Source organism: Trabulsiella odontotermitis (assembly GCF_001297775.1).
Classification (GTDB): domain Bacteria; phylum Pseudomonadota; class Gammaproteobacteria; order Enterobacterales; family Enterobacteriaceae; genus Trabulsiella; species Trabulsiella odontotermitis.
This window is the reverse complement of record NZ_LIFX01000010.1, coordinates 1-19,010: the sequence shown is the minus strand read 5'-3', so window position 1 is coordinate 19,010 and position 19,010 is coordinate 1. Positions and strand designations below refer to the sequence as shown.

At 54.9% G+C, this 19,010-nt stretch carries 17 protein-coding genes and 2 rRNA genes; 8 read left to right on the top strand and 11 right to left on the bottom strand.

What is annotated here, in order from left to right; translation table 11 throughout:
* Window positions 1-43: 43 nt before the first annotated feature.
* Genes rseC through rseD form a run of 5 tightly spaced genes read right to left on the bottom strand, consistent with a single transcriptional unit; the run spans window position 44 to window position 2,787 of the window.
* A complete protein-coding gene (gene rseC, locus AOY23_RS13920) occupies window positions 44-523 on the bottom strand; it encodes a SoxR-reducing system protein RseC (RefSeq protein ID WP_054179380.1) in 480 nt (159 codons plus the stop codon).
* Window positions 520-1,473, bottom strand: a complete 954-nt coding sequence (gene rseB / locus AOY23_RS13915) for a sigma-E factor regulatory protein RseB (protein WP_054179379.1) — start codon at window positions 1,471-1,473, stop codon at window positions 520-522. The genes rseC and rseB overlap by 4 nt, the downstream gene beginning before the upstream one ends.
* Window positions 1,473-2,123 carry an anti-sigma-E factor RseA gene (gene rseA, locus AOY23_RS13910; protein WP_054179378.1) on the bottom strand — a complete coding sequence of 217 codons (651 nt, stop codon included), beginning with the start codon at window positions 2,121-2,123 and terminating at the stop codon, window positions 1,473-1,475. The genes rseB and rseA overlap by 1 nt, the downstream gene beginning before the upstream one ends.
* A 32-nt stretch (window positions 2,124-2,155) precedes the next feature.
* On the bottom strand, window positions 2,156-2,731 hold the full coding sequence (gene rpoE, locus AOY23_RS13905; RefSeq protein WP_038157215.1) for an RNA polymerase sigma factor RpoE: 576 nt from the start codon (window positions 2,729-2,731) through the stop codon (window positions 2,156-2,158).
* The gene (gene rseD / locus AOY23_RS23015; RefSeq protein WP_235501711.1) at window positions 2,728-2,787 is read right to left on the bottom strand and encodes a rpoE leader peptide RseD; all 60 of its coding nucleotides are present in this window, start codon (window positions 2,785-2,787) and stop codon (window positions 2,728-2,730) included. The genes rpoE and rseD overlap by 4 nt, the downstream gene beginning before the upstream one ends.
* Before the next feature lie 365 nt (window positions 2,788-3,152).
* On the opposite strand from rseD, the gene nadB reads away from it, so the two are divergent.
* Window positions 3,153-4,772 (top strand): L-aspartate oxidase, encoded by a 1,620-nt coding sequence (gene nadB / locus AOY23_RS13900; RefSeq protein ID WP_054179377.1) that lies wholly within the window; start codon window positions 3,153-3,155, stop codon window positions 4,770-4,772.
* Here nadB and trmN read toward each other — a convergent pair.
* A complete protein-coding gene (trmN, locus tag AOY23_RS13895; protein WP_054179376.1) occupies window positions 4,757-5,494 on the bottom strand; it encodes a tRNA(1)(Val) (adenine(37)-N(6))-methyltransferase TrmN in 738 nt (245 codons plus the stop codon). The two genes, nadB and trmN, sit on opposite strands and share 16 nt — an antisense overlap.
* A 132-nt stretch (window positions 5,495-5,626) precedes the next feature.
* Between trmN and srmB the strand changes: the two genes are divergently transcribed.
* Window positions 5,627-6,961, top strand: a complete 1,335-nt coding sequence (srmB, locus tag AOY23_RS13890) for an ATP-dependent RNA helicase SrmB (RefSeq protein WP_054179375.1) — start codon at window positions 5,627-5,629, stop codon at window positions 6,959-6,961.
* Between the two features lie 52 nt (window positions 6,962-7,013).
* Here the strand turns inward: srmB and grcA are convergent, their stop codons facing one another.
* Entirely contained in the window at window positions 7,014-7,397 is a 384-nt protein-coding gene (gene grcA / locus AOY23_RS13885; RefSeq protein ID WP_038157224.1) for an autonomous glycyl radical cofactor GrcA, read from the bottom strand.
* 316 nt (window positions 7,398-7,713) lie between these two features.
* Here grcA and ung point away from each other — a divergent pair, with 316 nt between their 5' ends.
* Window positions 7,714-8,403 (top strand): uracil-DNA glycosylase, encoded by a 690-nt coding sequence (gene ung, locus AOY23_RS13880; RefSeq protein WP_054179374.1) that lies wholly within the window; start codon window positions 7,714-7,716, stop codon window positions 8,401-8,403.
* Between the two features lie 34 nt (window positions 8,404-8,437).
* Here the strand turns inward: ung and AOY23_RS13875 are convergent, their stop codons facing one another.
* Complete coding sequence (locus AOY23_RS13875) at window positions 8,438-9,499, bottom strand: tRNA/rRNA methyltransferase (protein ID WP_054179373.1); 1,062 nt, start codon at window positions 9,497-9,499, stop codon at window positions 8,438-8,440.
* A gap of 206 nt (window positions 9,500-9,705) precedes the next feature.
* On the opposite strand from AOY23_RS13875, the gene trxC reads away from it, so the two are divergent.
* The 5 genes from trxC to AOY23_RS13850 all read left to right on the top strand — a co-directional run bounded on the left by trxC (window position 9,706) and on the right by AOY23_RS13850 (window position 15,437).
* The gene (gene trxC, locus AOY23_RS13870) at window positions 9,706-10,131 is read left to right on the top strand and encodes a thioredoxin TrxC (RefSeq protein WP_054179372.1); all 426 of its coding nucleotides are present in this window, start codon (window positions 9,706-9,708) and stop codon (window positions 10,129-10,131) included.
* Between the two features lie 69 nt (window positions 10,132-10,200).
* Window positions 10,201-10,899, top strand: a complete 699-nt coding sequence (gene tapT / locus AOY23_RS13865; protein ID WP_054179371.1) for a tRNA-uridine aminocarboxypropyltransferase — start codon at window positions 10,201-10,203, stop codon at window positions 10,897-10,899.
* A 33-nt stretch (window positions 10,900-10,932) separates the two neighbouring features.
* On the top strand, window positions 10,933-13,596 hold the full coding sequence (locus AOY23_RS13860) for a bifunctional acetate--CoA ligase family protein/GNAT family N-acetyltransferase (protein ID WP_054179370.1): 2,664 nt from the start codon (window positions 10,933-10,935) through the stop codon (window positions 13,594-13,596).
* Between the two features lie 110 nt (window positions 13,597-13,706).
* Window positions 13,707-15,062, top strand: coding sequence for a CDP-diacylglycerol--serine O-phosphatidyltransferase (gene pssA, locus AOY23_RS13855; RefSeq protein ID WP_054179369.1), 1,356 nt, complete (start codon window positions 13,707-13,709; stop codon window positions 15,060-15,062).
* A 51-nt stretch (window positions 15,063-15,113) separates the two neighbouring features.
* The gene (locus tag AOY23_RS13850; protein WP_054179368.1) at window positions 15,114-15,437 is read left to right on the top strand and encodes a YfiM family lipoprotein; all 324 of its coding nucleotides are present in this window, start codon (window positions 15,114-15,116) and stop codon (window positions 15,435-15,437) included.
* A 3-nt stretch (window positions 15,438-15,440) separates the two neighbouring features.
* Here the strand turns inward: AOY23_RS13850 and AOY23_RS13845 are convergent, their stop codons facing one another.
* The 3 genes from AOY23_RS13845 to AOY23_RS13835 all read right to left on the bottom strand — a co-directional run.
* On the bottom strand, window positions 15,441-16,739 hold the full coding sequence (locus AOY23_RS13845; protein ID WP_054179367.1) for an MFS family transporter: 1,299 nt from the start codon (window positions 16,737-16,739) through the stop codon (window positions 15,441-15,443).
* Window positions 16,740-16,975: 236 nt separating this feature from the next.
* Window positions 16,976-17,091 (bottom strand): 5S ribosomal RNA (gene rrf / locus AOY23_RS13840).
* 189 nt (window positions 17,092-17,280) lie between these two features.
* Window positions 17,281-19,010, bottom strand: a 23S ribosomal RNA gene (locus tag AOY23_RS13835); the annotation flags it as partial.

The window sequence follows — 19,010 nt, the reverse complement described above, 5'->3', positions numbered from 1 at the left end:
GGAGATCTGATGCGAGATGTAAGTAAAACAAAAGCCAGCGCGATCACTGGCCTGTTTCGGAAGGGGATGCGTCAACACGCAGCATGTCAGGAGGAAGGCCAACACTCAGGATGACCGGCTGCCATTCGGCGCGAGCCGCCAGCGCGGGCGACAGACCACGGGCAAGCAAAAAGCCGCCGACGCCACCGAGTAGCGCACCGCAGAGCGCGGCGAGATCGCCGCCAAACAGCACCTGAAAGAGGCCGCCCACCACAAACAACCCCACCAGCGGCGACATATAGACCAGCAGCGCAGAACTCAGCAGGCTGCTTTCCGCAATACCCAGTTCCACTTTTTGCCCGGCGACAAGCGGCTGCTCGCTCGGCACGATGATCGTATGTTGTGTTTGCGGCCCGAGCTTGTTCAGTATGCGGGAGCCGCAACCCACGCGCGATGCACAACTGCTGCACGAGGCTTTGACATCACAACTGACCTTCGCCAGCCCGCTTTGCCAGGAGACGACGGTTGCCCACTCTTTAATCATTGCACTGCCCCGAATTTAACGCTTTCCGCGATACGCTTCGCGGTTGGCGGCGGCAGCTCGCCGACGATAGTGATTTCCGCGTTGTCGCGAACCGAGGTGGTCACCGTGCGACGCCCTGTACGCAGCATTTGTTCGCTGCTGGTCGGCGTTGCGCGGCTGACGTTAACGGAGAAGCTAAACAAACCGTCAGAATAAAGACGCGATTCCACCGCCACGTTAAGCGTAGGCAATGTGCGGCGGCTGCTGGAGACTTCGCTGAAGCCCTGCGGCACCCAGGAGGTCGTCCAGTTAAAGTTGGATTTATCTCCCGCCGGAACAGAAAGCAGCGGCGGCAGACTGGCTTTGGCCAGATTTTCCATGCTATCGCTCACGCTGTTGTTCACGGTGAAAGCGATCACCCGGAACTGCTCCAGCGTTTCGCCGTCACGATCGAGCAAATCGACGCGCAGCGGCAGCTTGGTTTCGGAATCCAGCCAGACGATATAGCTGTAACGCGTGCCATCTTTTGCCACCACGCGAATCACTTCGCACAGGTGATCGGCAATACGGGTTCGCCCGACGGAGATAAAGTCGTAGTAAGGCGACAGGCGTTTGAAATCGGTATAGACCAGCGAAGGCAGGGAATCAACGATGTAGTCGCCATTGAGCGTGAAGGGTTCGAGCCCTGGCTCAAAATAGCTGATCTCATTCCCGCGCTGGACGACTTCACGGCGCGGGCCATCCATCTGCAGAAGCTGAGATAACGGTTGATTGTTAAGACGAGCGTGGCGATAACGCAGTGATTCGACGCCTTGCTTGCTGATGCTGACAAATGACAGCTCGTAATTGAGTGACTGGCTCGCCAGGTTCATTTGCTGCAACAACGCCCCGGACGAGACATCAGCCGAGGCGTTGACAGAGAAGAACAGGCTACCAACCACAAACGGAATGGCACACCAAAGTTGCTTCATTACTGCGATTGCGTTCCTAAAGTTTGATACCCTGGCACCTGAACAGCGGCTTGCTGGGTTTGTGCCTGTTCAAACTGAAGCTGTTCGGAGTGCAAGCGGCGCTGCAACTCATAATCCTGCAACATTGCATTGATACGACGGCGCTGCTCCTGCACCTGCTGTTGCTGGCCGGTACCGGCGGTGGCATCAGTAGGTACGCCCAGGCTAACCGGGCTGGCTTTACCCATCATTGGCAGTGTGTTGAAGACAGGTGCTTCAGGCTGCTGGGATGATTCAGATTGCCCATTATACTGCTGCACGCCGACGATGACTGCAAGCGATACACAGGCGGCGACACCCATTTGTGTGAGTGAGCTGGCCCACGGGCGCACTTTCTGCCAGAACGGCATTTTCTGCCACTGGTGTGGTGCCGGTTGGGCTTCAGGAATCAACGGCGTTGCCTGGCGCACAGGCTCATTTTCAATGGCGGCCATGACGCGGGCGGAGATATCAAAATGCAGCATCTCGCCGGTATCGCCACGGAGTGAATCGCGGATGAGGTGGTAGCTTTCCCACGTTTTCTGCAGTTCAGGTGAACCACTCAACGTATTGAGAAGCTCGTTATCCAGCGTTTCGCCATCCATTAAAGCGGAAAGTTGTTCTTTCTGCATGCCTAAATACCTTTTCCAGTATCCCGCTATCGTCAACGCCTGATAAGCGGTTGAACTTTATTATCAATAGCTTCTCGCGCCCGGAAGATACGCGAACGAACTGTACCGACCGGACAATCCATGATAGCGGCTATCTCTTCATAGCTCAGGCCATCCAGCTCCCGCAGGGTAATTGCCATGCGTAAATCCTCCGGAAGCGACTCAATGGTACGAAAAACAATTTGTCTCAGTTCTTCTGACAACATTAAGTTCTCAGGGTTCGAAATTTCTTTCAGCGCGCCGCCACTTTCGTAGTTTTCTGCTTCAATTGCGTCCACATCGCTTGATGGCGGACGACGCCCCTGAGCGACCAGGTAGTTCTTCGCGGTGTTAACCGCGATGCGATACAACCAGGTATAAAAAGCACTATCTCCCCGGAAAGAATCCAGCGCACGATAGGCCTTAATAAAAGACTCTTGTACGACATCAGGCACGTCACCTGACGGTACATAGCGGGAAACCAGACTCGCCACCTTATGCTGATAGCGCACTACCAGTAGGTTAAAGGCTTTCTGATCTCCCTTCTGGACCCGTTCAACGAGGACCTGATCCGTTAACTGCTCGCTCATCCGAGGTAATGTCTCCCCAAACCTAATTCCCATGCGTAATCAGAACGCCACTCCATCATTGCATTATGAGCAAGCAACCGGTTAGAGTTTCTGATAACCATAAAGTTCCATTACGCCATTGTTTTTTTGTTAATCATTGAGACCTTTCATTATGGTTCATTATAAGTCTACCGATGCTTAACAACATGATTGCCTGTAATTAACGTGTTCTGCACGCCAGCAGGGTAGCTTAACACAGGGTTTATTTCATCATAAAATCTGAAGCTAACGATCTGCTTCGCAAAATATTTTCTCGCTTTCAGACATCTTCTTACATCGTCTTTCTGTTTAGTCATTACAACTTTATCTTAAAAAAATGTGCTAAAGCGCGCATCTGAGTGGTATGCTCGCCAAACCATGTTTAGTACATTAAACAAAAAAGATGAATACGACACCCAACCACGCTTGTGATGTGCTTATTATCGGCAGCGGTGCTGCAGGGTTATCGCTGGCATTACGCCTGGCGGAACACAGCTCGGTGATTGTTTTAAGTAAAGGCCCGGCCAGCGAAGGTTCCACCTTTTACGCGCAGGGCGGTATCGCCGCGGTGTTTGACGAGACAGACAGCATCGAATCGCACGTCGAAGACACCTTAATTGCTGGTGCCGGGATCTGTGACCGCCACGCCGTCTCGTTTGTCGCCAGCAACGCGAAATCCTGCGTGCAATGGCTTATCGACCAGGGCGTGTTGTTCGATACACAAACTCAGGCCAATGGTGAAGAGAGCTACCACCTGACGCGGGAGGGCGGACACAGCCATCGCCGTATTCTTCATTCCGCCGACGCGACCGGTAAAGCCGTGGAAACCACGCTGGTCAGCAAAGCGCTGAATCATCCCAACATTCAGATTCTCGAACGCCATAACGCCGTCGACCTGATCATCTCCGATAAAATCGGCCTGTCCGGCACGCGGCGCGTCGTCGGCGCGTGGATCTGGAACCGCAATCAGGAGCGCGTGGAAACCTGTCAGGCAAAATCGGTGGTACTGGCGACGGGCGGCGCATCGAAAGTGTATCAGTACACCACCAACCCGGATATCTCATCGGGTGACGGCATTGCCATGGCATGGCGCGCAGGCTGTCGCGTGGCGAATCTGGAGTTTAATCAGTTTCACCCGACCGCGCTTTATCATCCGCAGGCGAGAAATTTCCTGTTGACGGAAGCGCTTCGCGGCGAAGGCGCGTTGCTGAAGCGCCCTGACGGCACGCGCTTTATGCCTGATTTTGATGCCCGCAGCGAGCTGGCGCCTCGCGATATCGTTGCCCGCGCCATCGACCATGAGATGAAACGTCTCGGCGCCGACTGTATGTATCTCGACATCAGCCACAAGCCTGCGGACTTCATTCGCCAGCACTTCCCGATGATTTACGACAAGCTGCTCGGTCTGGGCATTGATCTTACGAAACAGCCCGTACCGATCGTGCCTGCGGCACATTACACCTGCGGCGGTGTGATGGTGGATGATTACGGTCGTACCGACGTCGACGGTCTGTATGCCATCGGCGAAGTAAGCTATACCGGGCTGCATGGTGCAAACCGGATGGCGTCCAACTCACTGCTGGAATGCCTCGTCTACGGCTGGTCAGCGGCCGAAGATATTAAAAAACGGATGCCCTACGCGCGTGCGACATCGTCACTCCCCGCCTGGGATGAAAGCCGCGTCGAAAACCCGGACGAACTGGTCGTTATCCAGCATAACTGGCACGAGTTGCGCCTCTTTATGTGGGACTACGTCGGCATCGTGCGGACGACAAAGCGACTTGAGCGCGCGCTGCGTCGTATCACCCTGTTGCAGCAGGAGCTGGACGAGTACTACGCGAAATTCCGCGTGTCGAATAATTTACTGGAGCTGCGCAACCTGGTTCAGGTGGCTGAGCTGATCGTGCGCTGCGCCATGATGCGCAAAGAGAGTCGGGGTCTGCACTATACGCTGGATTACCCGCAACCGCTGGCGGAATCCGGCCCGTCAGTGCTTTCCCCGCTGGCTTACATGAATAAATAGAACGCCTGGGTCAGAGCAGTATACCCTTCTGAGTATTGCTGCTCTGGCCCACGAATCACCAGCCGATCGCAAAAATACTCCCCTGCTTTAGGCGAAAACGCTAACAGCACGCGATGCGGCGGGCGTAGTTCGGTTTCAGCGATGTCCGTACGCAGACGCAAATTCCAGCCGAGCGAAAGGGCTTTCTCAGTAAACGCCGTGCCGATACTTTCCGGCAGCACCAGGCAGAAAAATCCCTCTTCGGTGATCGCTTCTGCGGCACAATTCAGCAGAGCGGTGTGATCGAGCGAGGTGGTATAACGGGCTTGCTCGCGCTGCGGCGTCGCGCACTCCACGCCCTGCTCATAATAGGGCGGATTGCTGACAATCAGGTCATAACGGCGGGTTTGCTGGTGAAGCCACTGCTGAATATCCGCGTGATGCACCTGCACACGCGCAGACCACGGTGATTCGGCGACGTTTTCCTGCGCCTGCGCGGCGGCGGCGTCATCGAGTTCAACGGCATCAATGGCGACGTGATCGTCAGTTCTTTGCGCCAGCATCAGCGCCAGCAGACCGCTTCCCGTACCGATATCGAGAATACGATTGACGCGGGCAATCGGTGCCCAGGCACCCAGCAGGATGCCATCGGTCCCCACTTTCATGGCACAACGATCGTGTGCGACAAAGAACTGCTTGAAGGTAAATCCATTACGACGCAGCACGGATTTTGGGTCAAACATAACATGCATCCTGGCAAGTAAAAGCGGGATTTGTTTTAGGTTAAGCACAATACCTGAGAACAGATATCCATACAAACAGATGAACATTACAGCCGTAACGTCTATAATCAGCGCCCCACACAGAGGTAGATCATGACTGTAACGACTTTTTCCGAACTCGAACTCGACGAAAACCTTCTGGATGCCCTCCAGGATAAAGGTTTCACTCGCCCGACCGCCATTCAGGCTGCCGCTATTCCGCCTGCGCTCGATGGCCGTGATGTCCTTGGTTCTGCGCCGACCGGTACCGGTAAAACAGCGGCATATTTGCTGCCAGCGTTGCAGCACCTGCTCGACTTCCCGCGCAAAAAATCCGGGCCGCCGCGCATTTTGATCCTGACGCCGACCCGCGAGCTGGCCATGCAGGTTGCCGAACACGCCCGTGAGCTGGCGGCGCATACGCATCTTGATATCGCCACAATTACCGGCGGTGTGGCCTATATGAATCACGCGGAAGTGTTCAGCGAAAACCAGGATATCGTTGTCGCGACGACAGGTCGTCTGCTGCAATATATTAAAGAAGAAAATTTCGATTGCCGCGCGGTCGAAACGCTCATTCTTGACGAAGCGGATCGGATGCTTGATATGGGCTTTGCCCAGGACATCGAGCATATTTCAGGGGAAACCCGCTGGCGTAAGCAAACGATGCTGTTTTCCGCCACCCTCGAAGGCGATGCCATTAAAGATTTTGCTGAGCGTCTGCTGGAAGATCCGGTGGAAGTATCCGCAACGCCATCCACCCGTGAGCGCAAGAAAATTCACCAGTGGTATTACCGTGCCGACAACTTCGAACACAAAGTCGCCCTGTTGAAGCACCTGCTGAAACAGGAAGACGCCACCCGTTCTATTGTTTTCGTGCGTAAACGTGAGCGTGTACATGAACTGGCGGAAATGCTGCGTTCATCAGGCATCAACAACTGCTACCTCGAAGGCGAGATGGCGCAGGTTAAACGTAACGAAGGCATTAAACGTCTCACCGACGGCCGCGTTAACGTGCTGATTGCCACCGACGTCGCAGCTCGCGGAATTGATATCCCTGACGTGAGCCACGTCATTAACTTCGACATGCCGCGCAGTGGCGACACCTACCTGCACCGCATTGGTCGTACGGGTCGTGCGGGCCGCAAAGGTACCGCAATCTCGCTGGTTGAAGCCCACGATCACCTGCTGCTGCAGAAAATCGGCCGCTATATCGAAGAACCGCTGAAGTCGCGCGTCATTGATGAGCTTCGCCCGACTACGCGTGCGCCAAGTGAGAAGATGACCGGGAAACCGTCGAAGAAAGCGCTGGCAAAACGCGAAGAGAAGAAAAAAGAGAAAGAGAAAGAAAAACCGCGCGTTAAGAAACGCCATCGCGATACCAAGAACATTGGTAAGCGTCGTAAGCCGAGCGGCAGTACAGACTCAGCGCCGTCGACAGAAGAGTAAAAAAAACCGGGAAGTCACATTCCCGGTTTTTTTATTTCCGCGCCCGTAAGAATTACAGGCTTTCGGTAAAGGTACGCGCGATAACGTCGCGCTGCTGTTCCGGCGTCAGTGAGTTGAAACGAACGGCATAACCCGAAACACGGATGGTCAGCTGCGGATATTTTTCCGGATGCTTAACCGCATCTTCCAGCGTTTCACGACGCAGCACGTTAACGTTCAGGTGCTGACCGCCTTCCACACGCACTTCCGGTTTTACGTCTACCGGGATTTCACGGTATTCGATGTCACCCAGATTGCTGACAGCAACAACCTGATCTTCCGTGAAATCACCTTTGGCGCACAGGCAACGAGCTTCACCCTTCTCGCTGTCCAGCAACCAGAAAGAGTTCAGCAGATTGTCATTTGCGGCTTTAGTAATCTGAATACCTGTAATCATTTGGTGCCTCCTCAGGCTCTGCATATTCATTTAACCGACCGGTGCCCGGCCAATTGGTAAAACCATTGTTGCTTGAGTGTATGTATAACAGTGACACACCCTTGATTCTTTGATTTATATCAATAAAAACCATGCCACAATGAGGGGTATACCAGAAAATACTTGTTTTATATCAAGTTACACGGCCTGTGACATCTAATTATTTTTGTAAATTTTCAACTTTTTTTATAGTGATCACGGGGTTTCTGGTTTACAGATTTTGTTATGCAGAAAGAAGCAGTTAAGCTATCAGCATACCGATTCGCAGGAGAGCGAAATGACAACCGAATTAACCTGGCACGACGTGCTGGCTGACGAAAAGCAACAGCCCTATTTTTTGAATACGCTGAAGACGGTCGCCAGCGAGCGGCAGTCCGGTATGACTATCTATCCGCCGCAGAAAGATGTGTTTAACGCCTTTCGTTTTACTGAACTGGGTGAGGTGAAGGTGGTTATCCTGGGCCAGGATCCCTATCACGGTCCGGGGCAGGCGCATGGTCTGGCGTTTTCCGTTCGCCCCGGCATCGCCACGCCGCCTTCGCTGCTCAATATGTATAAAGAGCTGGAGCAATCCATTCCCGGCTTTACCCGCCCGGATCATGGTTATCTGGAAAGCTGGGCGCGCCAGGGCGTTCTGTTGCTCAATACCGTTTTAACGGTGCGTGCCGGTCAGGCGCACTCGCACGCCAGTCTGGGGTGGGAAACCTTCACCGATAAGGTCATCAGCCTTATCAATGAACATCGCGAAGGGGTGGTGTTTTTACTGTGGGGATCACACGCGCAGAAGAAAGGCGCGATTATCGACAAGCAGCGCCATCACGTGCTGAGAGCCCCTCACCCGTCACCGCTGTCGGCGCATCGCGGCTTTTTCGGCTGCAACCATTTCGTGCTGGCCAATGAGTGGTTATCGCAGCATGGCGAAACACCGATTGACTGGATGCCAGTGCTACCCGCGGAAAGCGAGTAATAAAAAAGCCAGCGAAGACGCTGGCTTTTTTGCATCAGGCTTTATTCTGTCGCCACCATTCGGCAAGCAGCACGCCAGTCGCAACGGAGACGTTCAGGCTCTCAACATGGCCGGTGCCATTGATTGACACGTTCAGATCGGCGCTGTCCAGCGCCGCATCCGACAGGCCATCACGTTCCTGACCCAGCACCAGCACCATTTTCTTCGGCAGCGTGGCTTTAAACAGCGGCGTGCCTTTGTGGCTGGAAGTGGAAACGATGGTGTAACCCGCGTTGCGGAACTGGTCGAGCGTCTCGATGAAGCTGTCGCCGGTAATCGGCTCAACATGCTCGGCACCACCTTCTGCGGTACGAATTGCCGCACCGGACTCCAGCAGCGCGGCATCCTGTACTACCACACCTTTCACGCCGAAGTGGGCGCAGCTGCGCATCATCGCGCCGAGGTTGTGCGGGTTGCCGACATCTTCCAGCGCCAGTACGCAATCATCTTCTGCCGCCTGGCTCACCCACTGTTTCACCGTGGTGCCGTTACGTTTTTTGATCAGGAAGCAGACGCCGCCATGGTGTTCGGTGCCGGACGCTTTGGTCAGCTCCGCATCATCCACCACGTGGTACGCTTTGCGGTTCGCCGCCATCCAGCGCAGCGCTTCTTTAAAACGCGGCGTGACGCTCTGGATAAACCAGGCGCGAACGATAGAATCCGGGCGGCTCTGGAACAGTGCCTGGCAGGCATTTTCGCCATACACACGCGTCTCTTCGGCCCGCTGACGACGCAGCACTTCCGGATCGATAAAACTTTTACCGCTAATGCCGCCGTGATCCGGTTTCACTGGCGTGTCATCGCCAGGAGCGCGGGAAACGGTGCGCCACGGAGAAGCATCACGATCGCGATCATTACGATCGCGGTTGCGCTCACGCGCAGGTTGCGAGGATTTACCCTCACGTGACGGACGACGACCACCTTCAGTACGGGAAGCGCCAGCGCGCCCTCCACCCTTTCCGGTACGCGGATTCTGGGTGCGTTTATCCGAGTCATCATCACTGCGGACATACATCACTTTGACCTTGCCGCTTTTATTCTTCAGTTCGTCGTTCATCTCTTTCTCCACCTGCGCTGCGCGAAGCGCGAAGATTACCCGATGTGGCCCCGCTTCGCCATGACTTCCTACAAAAGACTATGACTATTGTACTCATTGAATAAACCACTTTGTCCATTTACGCGCCTTCGCCGATAATATGTAACATTATCGAAACAATCCGGCAGCGACGCGATGCCGTTGCCCATTCAGACCCGAGGTTAGTTATGAATACCGTTTGTGCCAGCTGTCAGGCGCTTAACCGCATCCCCGATGATCGTCTTAACGATGCAGCGAAGTGTGGACGCTGTGGTCACGACCTGTTTGATGGTGACGTGATCCATGCCACCGACGCAACGCTGGATAAACTGCTGAAAGACGATCTTCCTGTTGTGGTCGATTTCTGGGCGCCATGGTGCGGCCCCTGCAAAAGCTTTGCGCCGATCTTTGAAGATGTTGCGGAAGAGCGCAGCGGAAAAATGCGCTTTGTCAAAGTGAATACTGAAGCGGAACCTGAGCTGAGCGCGCGGTTTCGCATCCGCAGTATTCCAACCATCATGATTTTCAGGAATGGCGAAGTGATTGATATGTTGAATGGCGCCGTACCGAAAGCACCGTTTGACAACTGGCTGAACGAGGCCACGCCGTCCTGATCCTGCCGGGGCACAACTTGTGCCCCGTATTAACCTCTGCGACAATGGCGTTTTTTCTGCCAGACATCCATGACCGATAACGCCGTTCTCAGATTACGCGCTGAACGTCTTGCGCGCGCCACCCGCCCTTTTCTCGCCAGGGGAAACCGAATTCGTCGGTGCCAGCGTTGCCTGCTGCCGCTCAGACAGTGTTTGTGCGATACCCTCACCACCGCAAATGCCAGAAGCCGTTTTTGCCTGGTGATGTTCGATACCGAGCCGATGAAACCGAGCAATACCGGGCGGCTTATCGCGGATATTCTGCCCGACACCGACGCGTTTCAATGGTCGCGAACCACGCCGCCGCAGGCGCTGCTGGATCTGGTACGTCACCCGGACTACCAGCCCGTTGTGGTGTTTCCGGCCTCATACGCCGGACCCGATCGTCAGGTGATCAGCACGCCAGCCAGTGGCAAGCCGCCGCTGTTTATTATGCTCGATGGCACATGGACAGAAGCGCGGAAAATGTTTCGCAAAAGCCCGTGGCTCGATGACCTGCCGCTGATCTCGGTCGATCTGTCGCGCGTGTCGGCGTATCGGCTGCGTGAAGTGCATGCCGAAGGGCAGTACTGTACGGCGGAAGTGGCGATCGCTTTGCTGGATCTGGCGGGCGATACCGATGCCGCCGCCGCGCTCGGGGATCACTTCGGCCGTTTCCGCTCGCGCTATCTGGCAGGAAAAACGCAGCATAAGGGAAGCGTCACAGCAGAAATGGAAGAAAGCGTTTAGAATCATCCGGTCACTTGTGCAAAGGAGACCGGTATGAGCCAGCGTGGCCTGGAAGCGCTACTTCGCCCCAAATCAATCGCTGTCATTGGCGCCTCAATGAAACCTCAGCGTGCCGGTTATCTGATGATGCGCAATTTGTTGTCCGGCGGATTCAGCGGCCCGGTGTTGCCCGTCACGCCGAACTGGAAAGCGGTGCTGGGCGTGCTCGCCTGGCCGGATATCGACAGCCTGCCATTCACGCCCGATCTTGCGGTGCTCTGTACACACGCGAAACGCAATCTGGCCTTACTGGAAGCATTAGGGGAAAAGGGATGCAAAACGTGCATTATTCTTTCTTCGCCGCCGGAACAGTTTGCTGAACTGAAAGCCTGCGCCCGCCGCTATCAGATGCGGCTTTTAGGGCCAAACAGTCTGGGACTGCTGGCGCCCTGGCAGGGGCTGAACGCCAGCTTTTCGCCAGTACCTATTCGCCCCGGCAAACTGGCGTTTATTTCGCAATCCGCGGCGGTGTCTAACACAATCCTCGACTGGGCGCAGCAACGGGAGATGGGTTTTTCCTACTTCATCGCCCTCGGCGACAGCCTGGATATCGACGTCGATGATTTGCTCGACTACCTCGCCCGCGATACCAAAACCAGCGCCATTCTGCTCTATCTGGAACATCTCAGCGACGCGCGCCGGTTCGTTTCCGCCGCCCGTAGCGCTTCGCGGAATAAACCCATTCTGGTGATTAAAAGCGGCCGCAGCCCGGACGCGCAGCGATTGCTGCACGTCAACTCGGGTATTGATCCCGCCTGGGATGCCGCCATTCAGCGCGCGGGTTTGCTGCGCGTGCAGGACACCCACGAACTCTTTTCAGCCGTTGAAACCCTCAGCCATATGCGTCCGTTGCGTGGCGACAAGCTGATGATCGTCAGCAACGGCGCCGCGCCAGCAGCGCTGGCACTGGATGAACTCTGGTTACGTAACGGTAAGCTGGCGACACTGAGCGAAGAGACGCTTACACGGCTGCGCCAGGCGCTGCGTGACGGCGTGGAGGTGGCTAACCCGCTGGATTTACGCGACGACGCATTCAGCGAGCATTATACCTCGGCGATCAATATCCTCCTGGACAGCCAGGACTTCGATGCATTGCTGGTGATCCACGCCCCCAGCGCCGCATCACCCGGGACTGAAAGCGCACTGGCGCTGATTGACGCAGTGAAAAAGCATCCACGCGGCAAATATGTGAGCGTGCTGACCAACTGGTGCGGCGAATATTCCTCGCAGGAGGCGCGCCGCCTGTTCAGTGATGCCGGCATTCCTACCTATCGCACGCCGGAAGGGACGATAACCGCCTTTATGCACATGGTTGAATATCGTCGAAACCAGAAACAACTGCGTGAAACACCGACGATCCCGCTGAACCTGACGGCTAACGCGGCGGAAGCGCATACCCTGCTGCAAAAGGCCATCGCCGATGGCGCGACCTCACTCGACACGCATGAAGTTCAGCCGGTACTGAAGGCTTACGGTCTGCACACACTGCCGACCTGGATTGCTGCCGACAGCACGGAAGCGGTTCATATTGCCGAACAGATTGGTTATCCGGTGGCGCTGAAATTGCGCTCGCCCGATATTCCGCATAAATCGGAAGTACAGGGGGTCATGCTCTATCTGCGTACGGCGGCGGAAGTTCAACGCGCGGCTGACGCGATGCTCGACCGCGTGAAAATGACATGGCCACAGGCGCGCATTCATGGCCTGCTGGTGCAAAGTATGGCCAACCGTGCGGGCGCTCAGGAATTACGGGTCGTCGTTGAGCACGATCCGGTGTTTGGCCCGCTGATTATGCTCGGCGAAGGCGGTGTTGAATGGCGGGCGCAGGATCAGGCCGCCGTCGCGTTACCGCCGCTGAACATGAACCTCGCCCGCTATCTGGTCATTCAGGCGATCAAGAATAAGAAGATCCGTGGTCGCAGCGCGTTGCGTCCGCTGGATGTCGCAGGACTAAGCCAGTTGCTGGTACAGGTTTCCAACCTGATTGTCGATTGCCCGGAAATCCAGCGTCTCGATATTCACCCTTTGCTGGCATCGGGTGCCGAATTTACTGCCTTGGACGTCACGCTGGAGATTGCGCCGTTTGAAGGCGACAGTGAAAGCCGACTGGCGGTACGCCCATATCCGCAGCAACTGGAACAATGGGTGGAGATGAAAAACGGTGAGCGCTGTTTGTTTCGGCCGATCCTGCCTGAGGATGAGCCCGCGCTGCAGCGCTTTATCTCGCAGGTGACGAAAGAAGATCTCTATTATCGCTACTTTAGCGAGATCAACGAATTTACCCATGATGATTTAGCCAACATGACCCAGATCGACTACGATCGAGAAATGGCCTTCGTCGCAGTGCGGCTTACCGGTAGCGAACCGGAGATCCTCGGCGTCGCGCGCGCGATTTCCGATCCTGATAATACGGATGCAGAATTCGCCGTGCTGGTGCGTTCGGATCTGAAAGGCTTGGGGCTGGGACGCAGGCTACTGGAAAAACTGATTGGCTATGCCCGTGACCACGGCCTGGCACGACTCACGGGGATCACGATGCCGCATAATCAGGGCATGGTGGCGCTGGCGCGCAAGTTGGGCTTCGAGGTGGACATCCAACTGGAGGAAGGCATCGTTGGCTTAACGCTCAAACTGGCGTCCTCTGGCGATCGTAAGTAAGTTGCTGGAAATGTTAACCACTTTAGCCAGTAGTGGTGGTATTATTGTTCGCTTCTGTCGTCTGCATGGTACAGAGGACCCTTCAATAAACAGAGAAGAATTGCACTGTGATGTTGTCAAAATTTAAGCGAAATAAACATCAACAACACCTTGCTCAACTACCTAAGCTCTCTCAGTCAGTTGATGATGTCGCGTTTTTTTACGCTCCCGCGGATTTTCGGGAAGCCCTGCTGGCGAAGATTGCCAGCGCCACACACCGTATCTGTATCGTTGCGCTTTATCTTGAGCAGGACGACGGTGGTAAGGGCATTTTGCAGGCACTGTATGACGCCAAGCGTCAACGCCCTGAATTAGACGTCCGTGTGCTGGTTGACTGGCATCGGGCGCAGCGTGGCCGTATCGGCGCGGCGGCATCGAACACCAATGCGGACTGGTATTGCCGTATGGCGCAGGAAAATGCGGGCGTTGATGTGCCCGTTTATGGCGTGCCGGTCAATACCCGAGAAGCGCTGGGCGTGCTGCATTTCAAAGGCTTTATCATTGATGACTGCGTGCTCTACAGTGGCGCCAGTCTGAACGATGTCTACCTACATCAGCATGATAAGTACCGCTACGATCGCTACCACTGCGTTCGTAATCAGCAGATGGCGGACATCATGTTTAACTGGGCTGATCAGAATCTCGTGCAAGGGCGCGGTGTTCACCGTCTGGATAAGCCTGATCGCCCGAGAAGCCCGGAAATCAAAAACGACGTGCGTTTGTATCGTCAGGAATTGCGCGATACCGGTTATCACTATCAGGGTGATGCCGATAACGAACAGCTTTCCGTCACGCCGCTGGTCGGGCTGGGCAAATCGAGCGTCCTGAATAAAACCATCTTCCATTTGATGCCCTGTGCGGAGCATAAACTCACCATTTGCACGCCGTATTTCAATCTGCCTGCCCTGCTGGTGCGTAATATCATCCAGTTGCTGCGGGAAGGGAAAAAGGTGGAAATCATTGTTGGCGACAAAACCGCCAATGATTTTTATATCCCGGAAGATCAGCCGTTTAAAATTATCGGCGCGCTGCCGTATCTCTATGAGATCAACCTGCGTCGCTTCCTCAGCCGCCTGCAATACTACGTAAACACCGAGCAACTCGTGGTTCGTTTATGGAAAGATGATGACAACACTTATCATCTGAAAGGCATGTGGGTGGATGACGAATGGATGTTGCTGACGGGGAACAACCTGAACCCGCGCGCCTGGCGACTGGATCTCGAGAACGCCATTCTCATCCATGATCCCCAACATCAACTGGCGGCGTCCCGTCAAAAAGAACTGGAACTGATCCGCACGCATACCACGGTGGTGAAACATTATCGCGATCTGCAAAGTATCGCCGATTACCCGGTGAAAGTGCGTAAGCTGATCCGCCGTCTGCGCCGGATCCGAATAGACAAGCTGATCAGCCGTATTCTGTAATTCTCTGGCCCCGCTCATCCGGGGCTTTTTCTTATGGAGTCAGGCTATCTCATGCGCGTTTTGTTGCTTTTCGCCGTGTTGCTTCTCGGTGGTTGTAGCCATATGGCGAATGACCAGTGGTCCGGACAGGATAAGGCGCAGCATTTTCTTGCATCCGCCATGCTCTCCGCGGCGGGCAATGAATATGCTCAGCATCAGGGAATCAGCCGCGATCGCAGCGCGGCTATCGGATTACTGTTTTCCGTCAGTCTCGGGGCAGGTAAAGAGCTATGGGACAGCCGCCCGGCAGGAAGCGGCTGGAGCTGGAAAGACTTTGCCTGGGATGTCGCCGGTGCCACTACGGGGTTTACTGTCTGGCAACTGGCGCATCAGTAACGGCTAGAGACGCAGTCCTTTTCCTTTCGCGTGCAGCATCAGTGACACCAGAAACGCCAGCGCACCCATCAGGGTTACGTACCAGAAAAACGCGGACTCGATACCAGCCGATTTCAGTGACAACGCGACATATTCTGCCGACCCACCAAACAACGCATTCGCCACTGCATACGACAGACCGACCCCTAACGCCCTGACCTGCGCCGGAAACATCTCTGCTTTCAGGATACCGCTTATCGAGGTATAGAAGCTGACAATGAGCAACGCGCACATCACTAGTGCAAATGCAGCCACGGGAGACGTCACGCTCTGCAGCGCGGATAAAATGGGCACGGTACATACTGTCGCCAGTCCGCCAAAGATGAGCATCGACGTCCGGCGGCCAATTCGGTCAGACAACGCGCCGATGATCGGCTGGATCAACATGAACACAAACAGCGCGGCCGTCATCAGGATACTGGCAGTGTTTGCGCTCATTCCGGCTGTGTTGACCAGATACTTCTGCATATAGGTGGTAAAGGTGTAAAACGTCAGCGATCCTCCGGCGGTAAAACCCAGCACCATCAGGAACGCCTTGCGATTACGCCACAATCCCCTGAACGAACCAGCCTCTTTCAGCGTGCGGGTCTCCTTTTGTGAAGTTTCATCCAGTTGACGACGCAGCCACAGCGCGACAATGGCCAGCACCGCGCCCAGTGCAAACGGGATCCGCCAGCCCCAGGCATGGAGATCTTCACTACTCAGGATCTGTTGTAATACCACAACAACCAGCAATGCCAGCAACTGTCCGCCAATCAGTGTCACGTACTGGAAGGAGGCGTAAAACCCTTTGCGCCCTTCCACGGCGACTTCACTCATATATGTTGCGCTGGTGCCATATTCTCCGCCAACTGATAGCCCCTGGAACAGTCGGGCCAGCAGTAACAGCGCTGGCGCCCAGGTGCCGATCGTGGCGTAACCTGGCAGGCAGGCGATCACCAGTGAACCGAAACACATCATGCACACCGAGATCAGCATGGATTTTTTTCGGCCATGGCGATCGGCGATACGACCGAACAACCAGCCGCCAATCGGACGCATCAAAAATCCGGCGGCGAATACGCCAGCCGTTTGCAACAATTGCGTGGTGGTGTTGCCTGCGGGGAAAAAGATATGGGCGAAATAAAGAGAGCAGAACGAGTAGACATAGAAATCAAACCATTCCACCAGGTTACCTGAAGAGGCACCGACAATCGCCCATACTCGTCGCCGGGTATCGCTACCCGTCAGTGAATCACGCGCAGCTATGCTCGTTTCGGTCATTGTCGTCGTTCTCCTGCCAGAATGCGGCTTGTCTCATTGGACGTTACACGCCGCTAAGATGGTAAAATAAGTGATGGAAATGTTACATAATTGTTACTTTCGATTATGCGACTATGATCACGAATTCTGTTAGCAGGATCACGAATCAGGATTTTACGCAGGTGGGGATGAAGTTTTTCTGACGTGCAGAAACGCAAAAAGGCCATCCTTCCGGATGGCCTCTTCACGCAATGGATGCCTGGCAGTGTCCTACTCTCACATGGGGAAGCCCCACACTACCATCGGCGCTACGGCGTTTCACTTCTGAGTTCGGCATGGGGTCAGGTGGGACCACCGCGCTAAAGCCGCCAGGCAAATTCTTTGTGCCCGTCCTGTGTCTTTTACACTGATACCGCGTTGGCTGCTCTCGTAAAGTCAGTCACATACCTCAGTATGCTCCTTCCTTTCCTTCGTTTGCCGCCTTGTCTCAGCGCAAAATCCTTCGGACTCTGAATCAAAGCTGAATATTCTCTCAAATCCGCCAAAACATCTTCGGCGTTGTAAGGTTAAGCCTCACGGTTCATTAGTACCGGTTAGCTCAACGCATCGCTGCGCTTACACACCCGGCCTATCAACGTCGTCGTCTTCAACGTTCCTTCAGGACTCTCAAGGAGTCAGGGAGAACTCATCTCGGGGCAAGTTTCGTGCTTAGATGCTTTCAGCACTTATCTCTTCCGCATTTAGCTACCGGGCAGTGCCATTGGCATGACAACCCGAACACCAGTGATGCGTCCACTCCGGTCCTCTCGTACTAGGAGCAGCCCCCCTCAATTCTCCAGCGCCCACGGCAGATAGGGACCGAACTGTCTCACGACGTTCTAAACCCAGCTCGCGTACCACTTTAAATGGCGAACAGCCATACCCTTGGGACCTACTTCAGCCCCAGGATGTGATGAGCCGACATCGAGGTGCCAAACACCGCCGTCGATATGAACTCTTGGGCGGTATCAGCCTGTTATCCCCGGAGTACCTTTTATCCGTTGAGCGATGGCCCTTCCATTCAGAACCACCGGATCACTATGACCTGCTTTCGCACCTGCTCGCGCCGTCACGCTCGCAGTCAAGCTGGCTTATGCCATTGCACTAACCTCCTGATGTCCGACCAGGATTAGCCAACCTTCGTGCTCCTCCGTTACTCTTTAGGAGGAGACCGCCCCAGTCAAACTACCCACCAGACACTGTCCGCAACCCGGATCACGGGTCCACGTTAGAACATCAAACATTAAAGGGTGGTATTTCAAGGTCGGCTCCACGCAGACTGGCGTCCACGCTTCAAAGCCTCCCACCTATCCTACACATCAAGGCTCAATGTTCAGTGTCAAGCTATAGTAAAGGTTCACGGGGTCTTTCCGTCTTGCCGCGGGTACACTGCATCTTCACAGCGAGTTCAATTTCACTGAGTCTCGGGTGGAGACAGCCTGGCCATCATTACGCCATTCGTGCAGGTCGGAACTTACCCGACAAGGAATTTCGCTACCTTAGGACCGTTATAGTTACGGCCGCCGTTTACCGGGGCTTCGATCAGGAGCTTCGCCTTACGGCTGACCCCATCAATTAACCTTCCGGCACCGGGCAGGCGTCACACCGTATACGTCCACTTTCGTGTTTGCACAGTGCTGTGTTTTTAATAAACAGTTGCAGCCAGCTGGTATCTTCGACTGGTCTCAGCTCCATCCGCAAGGGACTTCACCTACGCACCAGCGTGCCTTCTCCCGAAGTTACGGCACCATTTTGCCTAGTTCCTTCACCCGAGTTCTCTCAAGCGCCTTGGTATTCTCTACCTGACCACCTGTGTCGGTTTGGGGTACGATTTCGTGTTACCTGGAGCTTAGAGGCTTTTCCTGGAAGCAGGGCATCTGTCACTTCAGCACCGTAGTGCCTCGTCATCACGCCTCAGTGTTAAAGCGCTCCGGATTTGCCTGGAGCACACACCTGCACGCTTAAACCGGGACAACCGTCGCCCGGATGACATAGCCTTCTCCGTCCCCCCTTCGCAGTAACACCAAGTACAGGAATATTAACCTGTTTCCCATCGACTACGCCTTTCGGCCTCGCCTTAGGGGTCGACTCACCCTGCCCCGATTAACGTTGGACAGGAACCCTTGGTCTTCCGGCGAGCGGGCTTTTCACCCGCTTTATCGTTACTTATGTCAGCATTCGCACTTCTGATACCTCCAGCAGTCCTCACAGACCACCTTCAACGGCTTACAGAACGCTCCCCTACCCAACAAC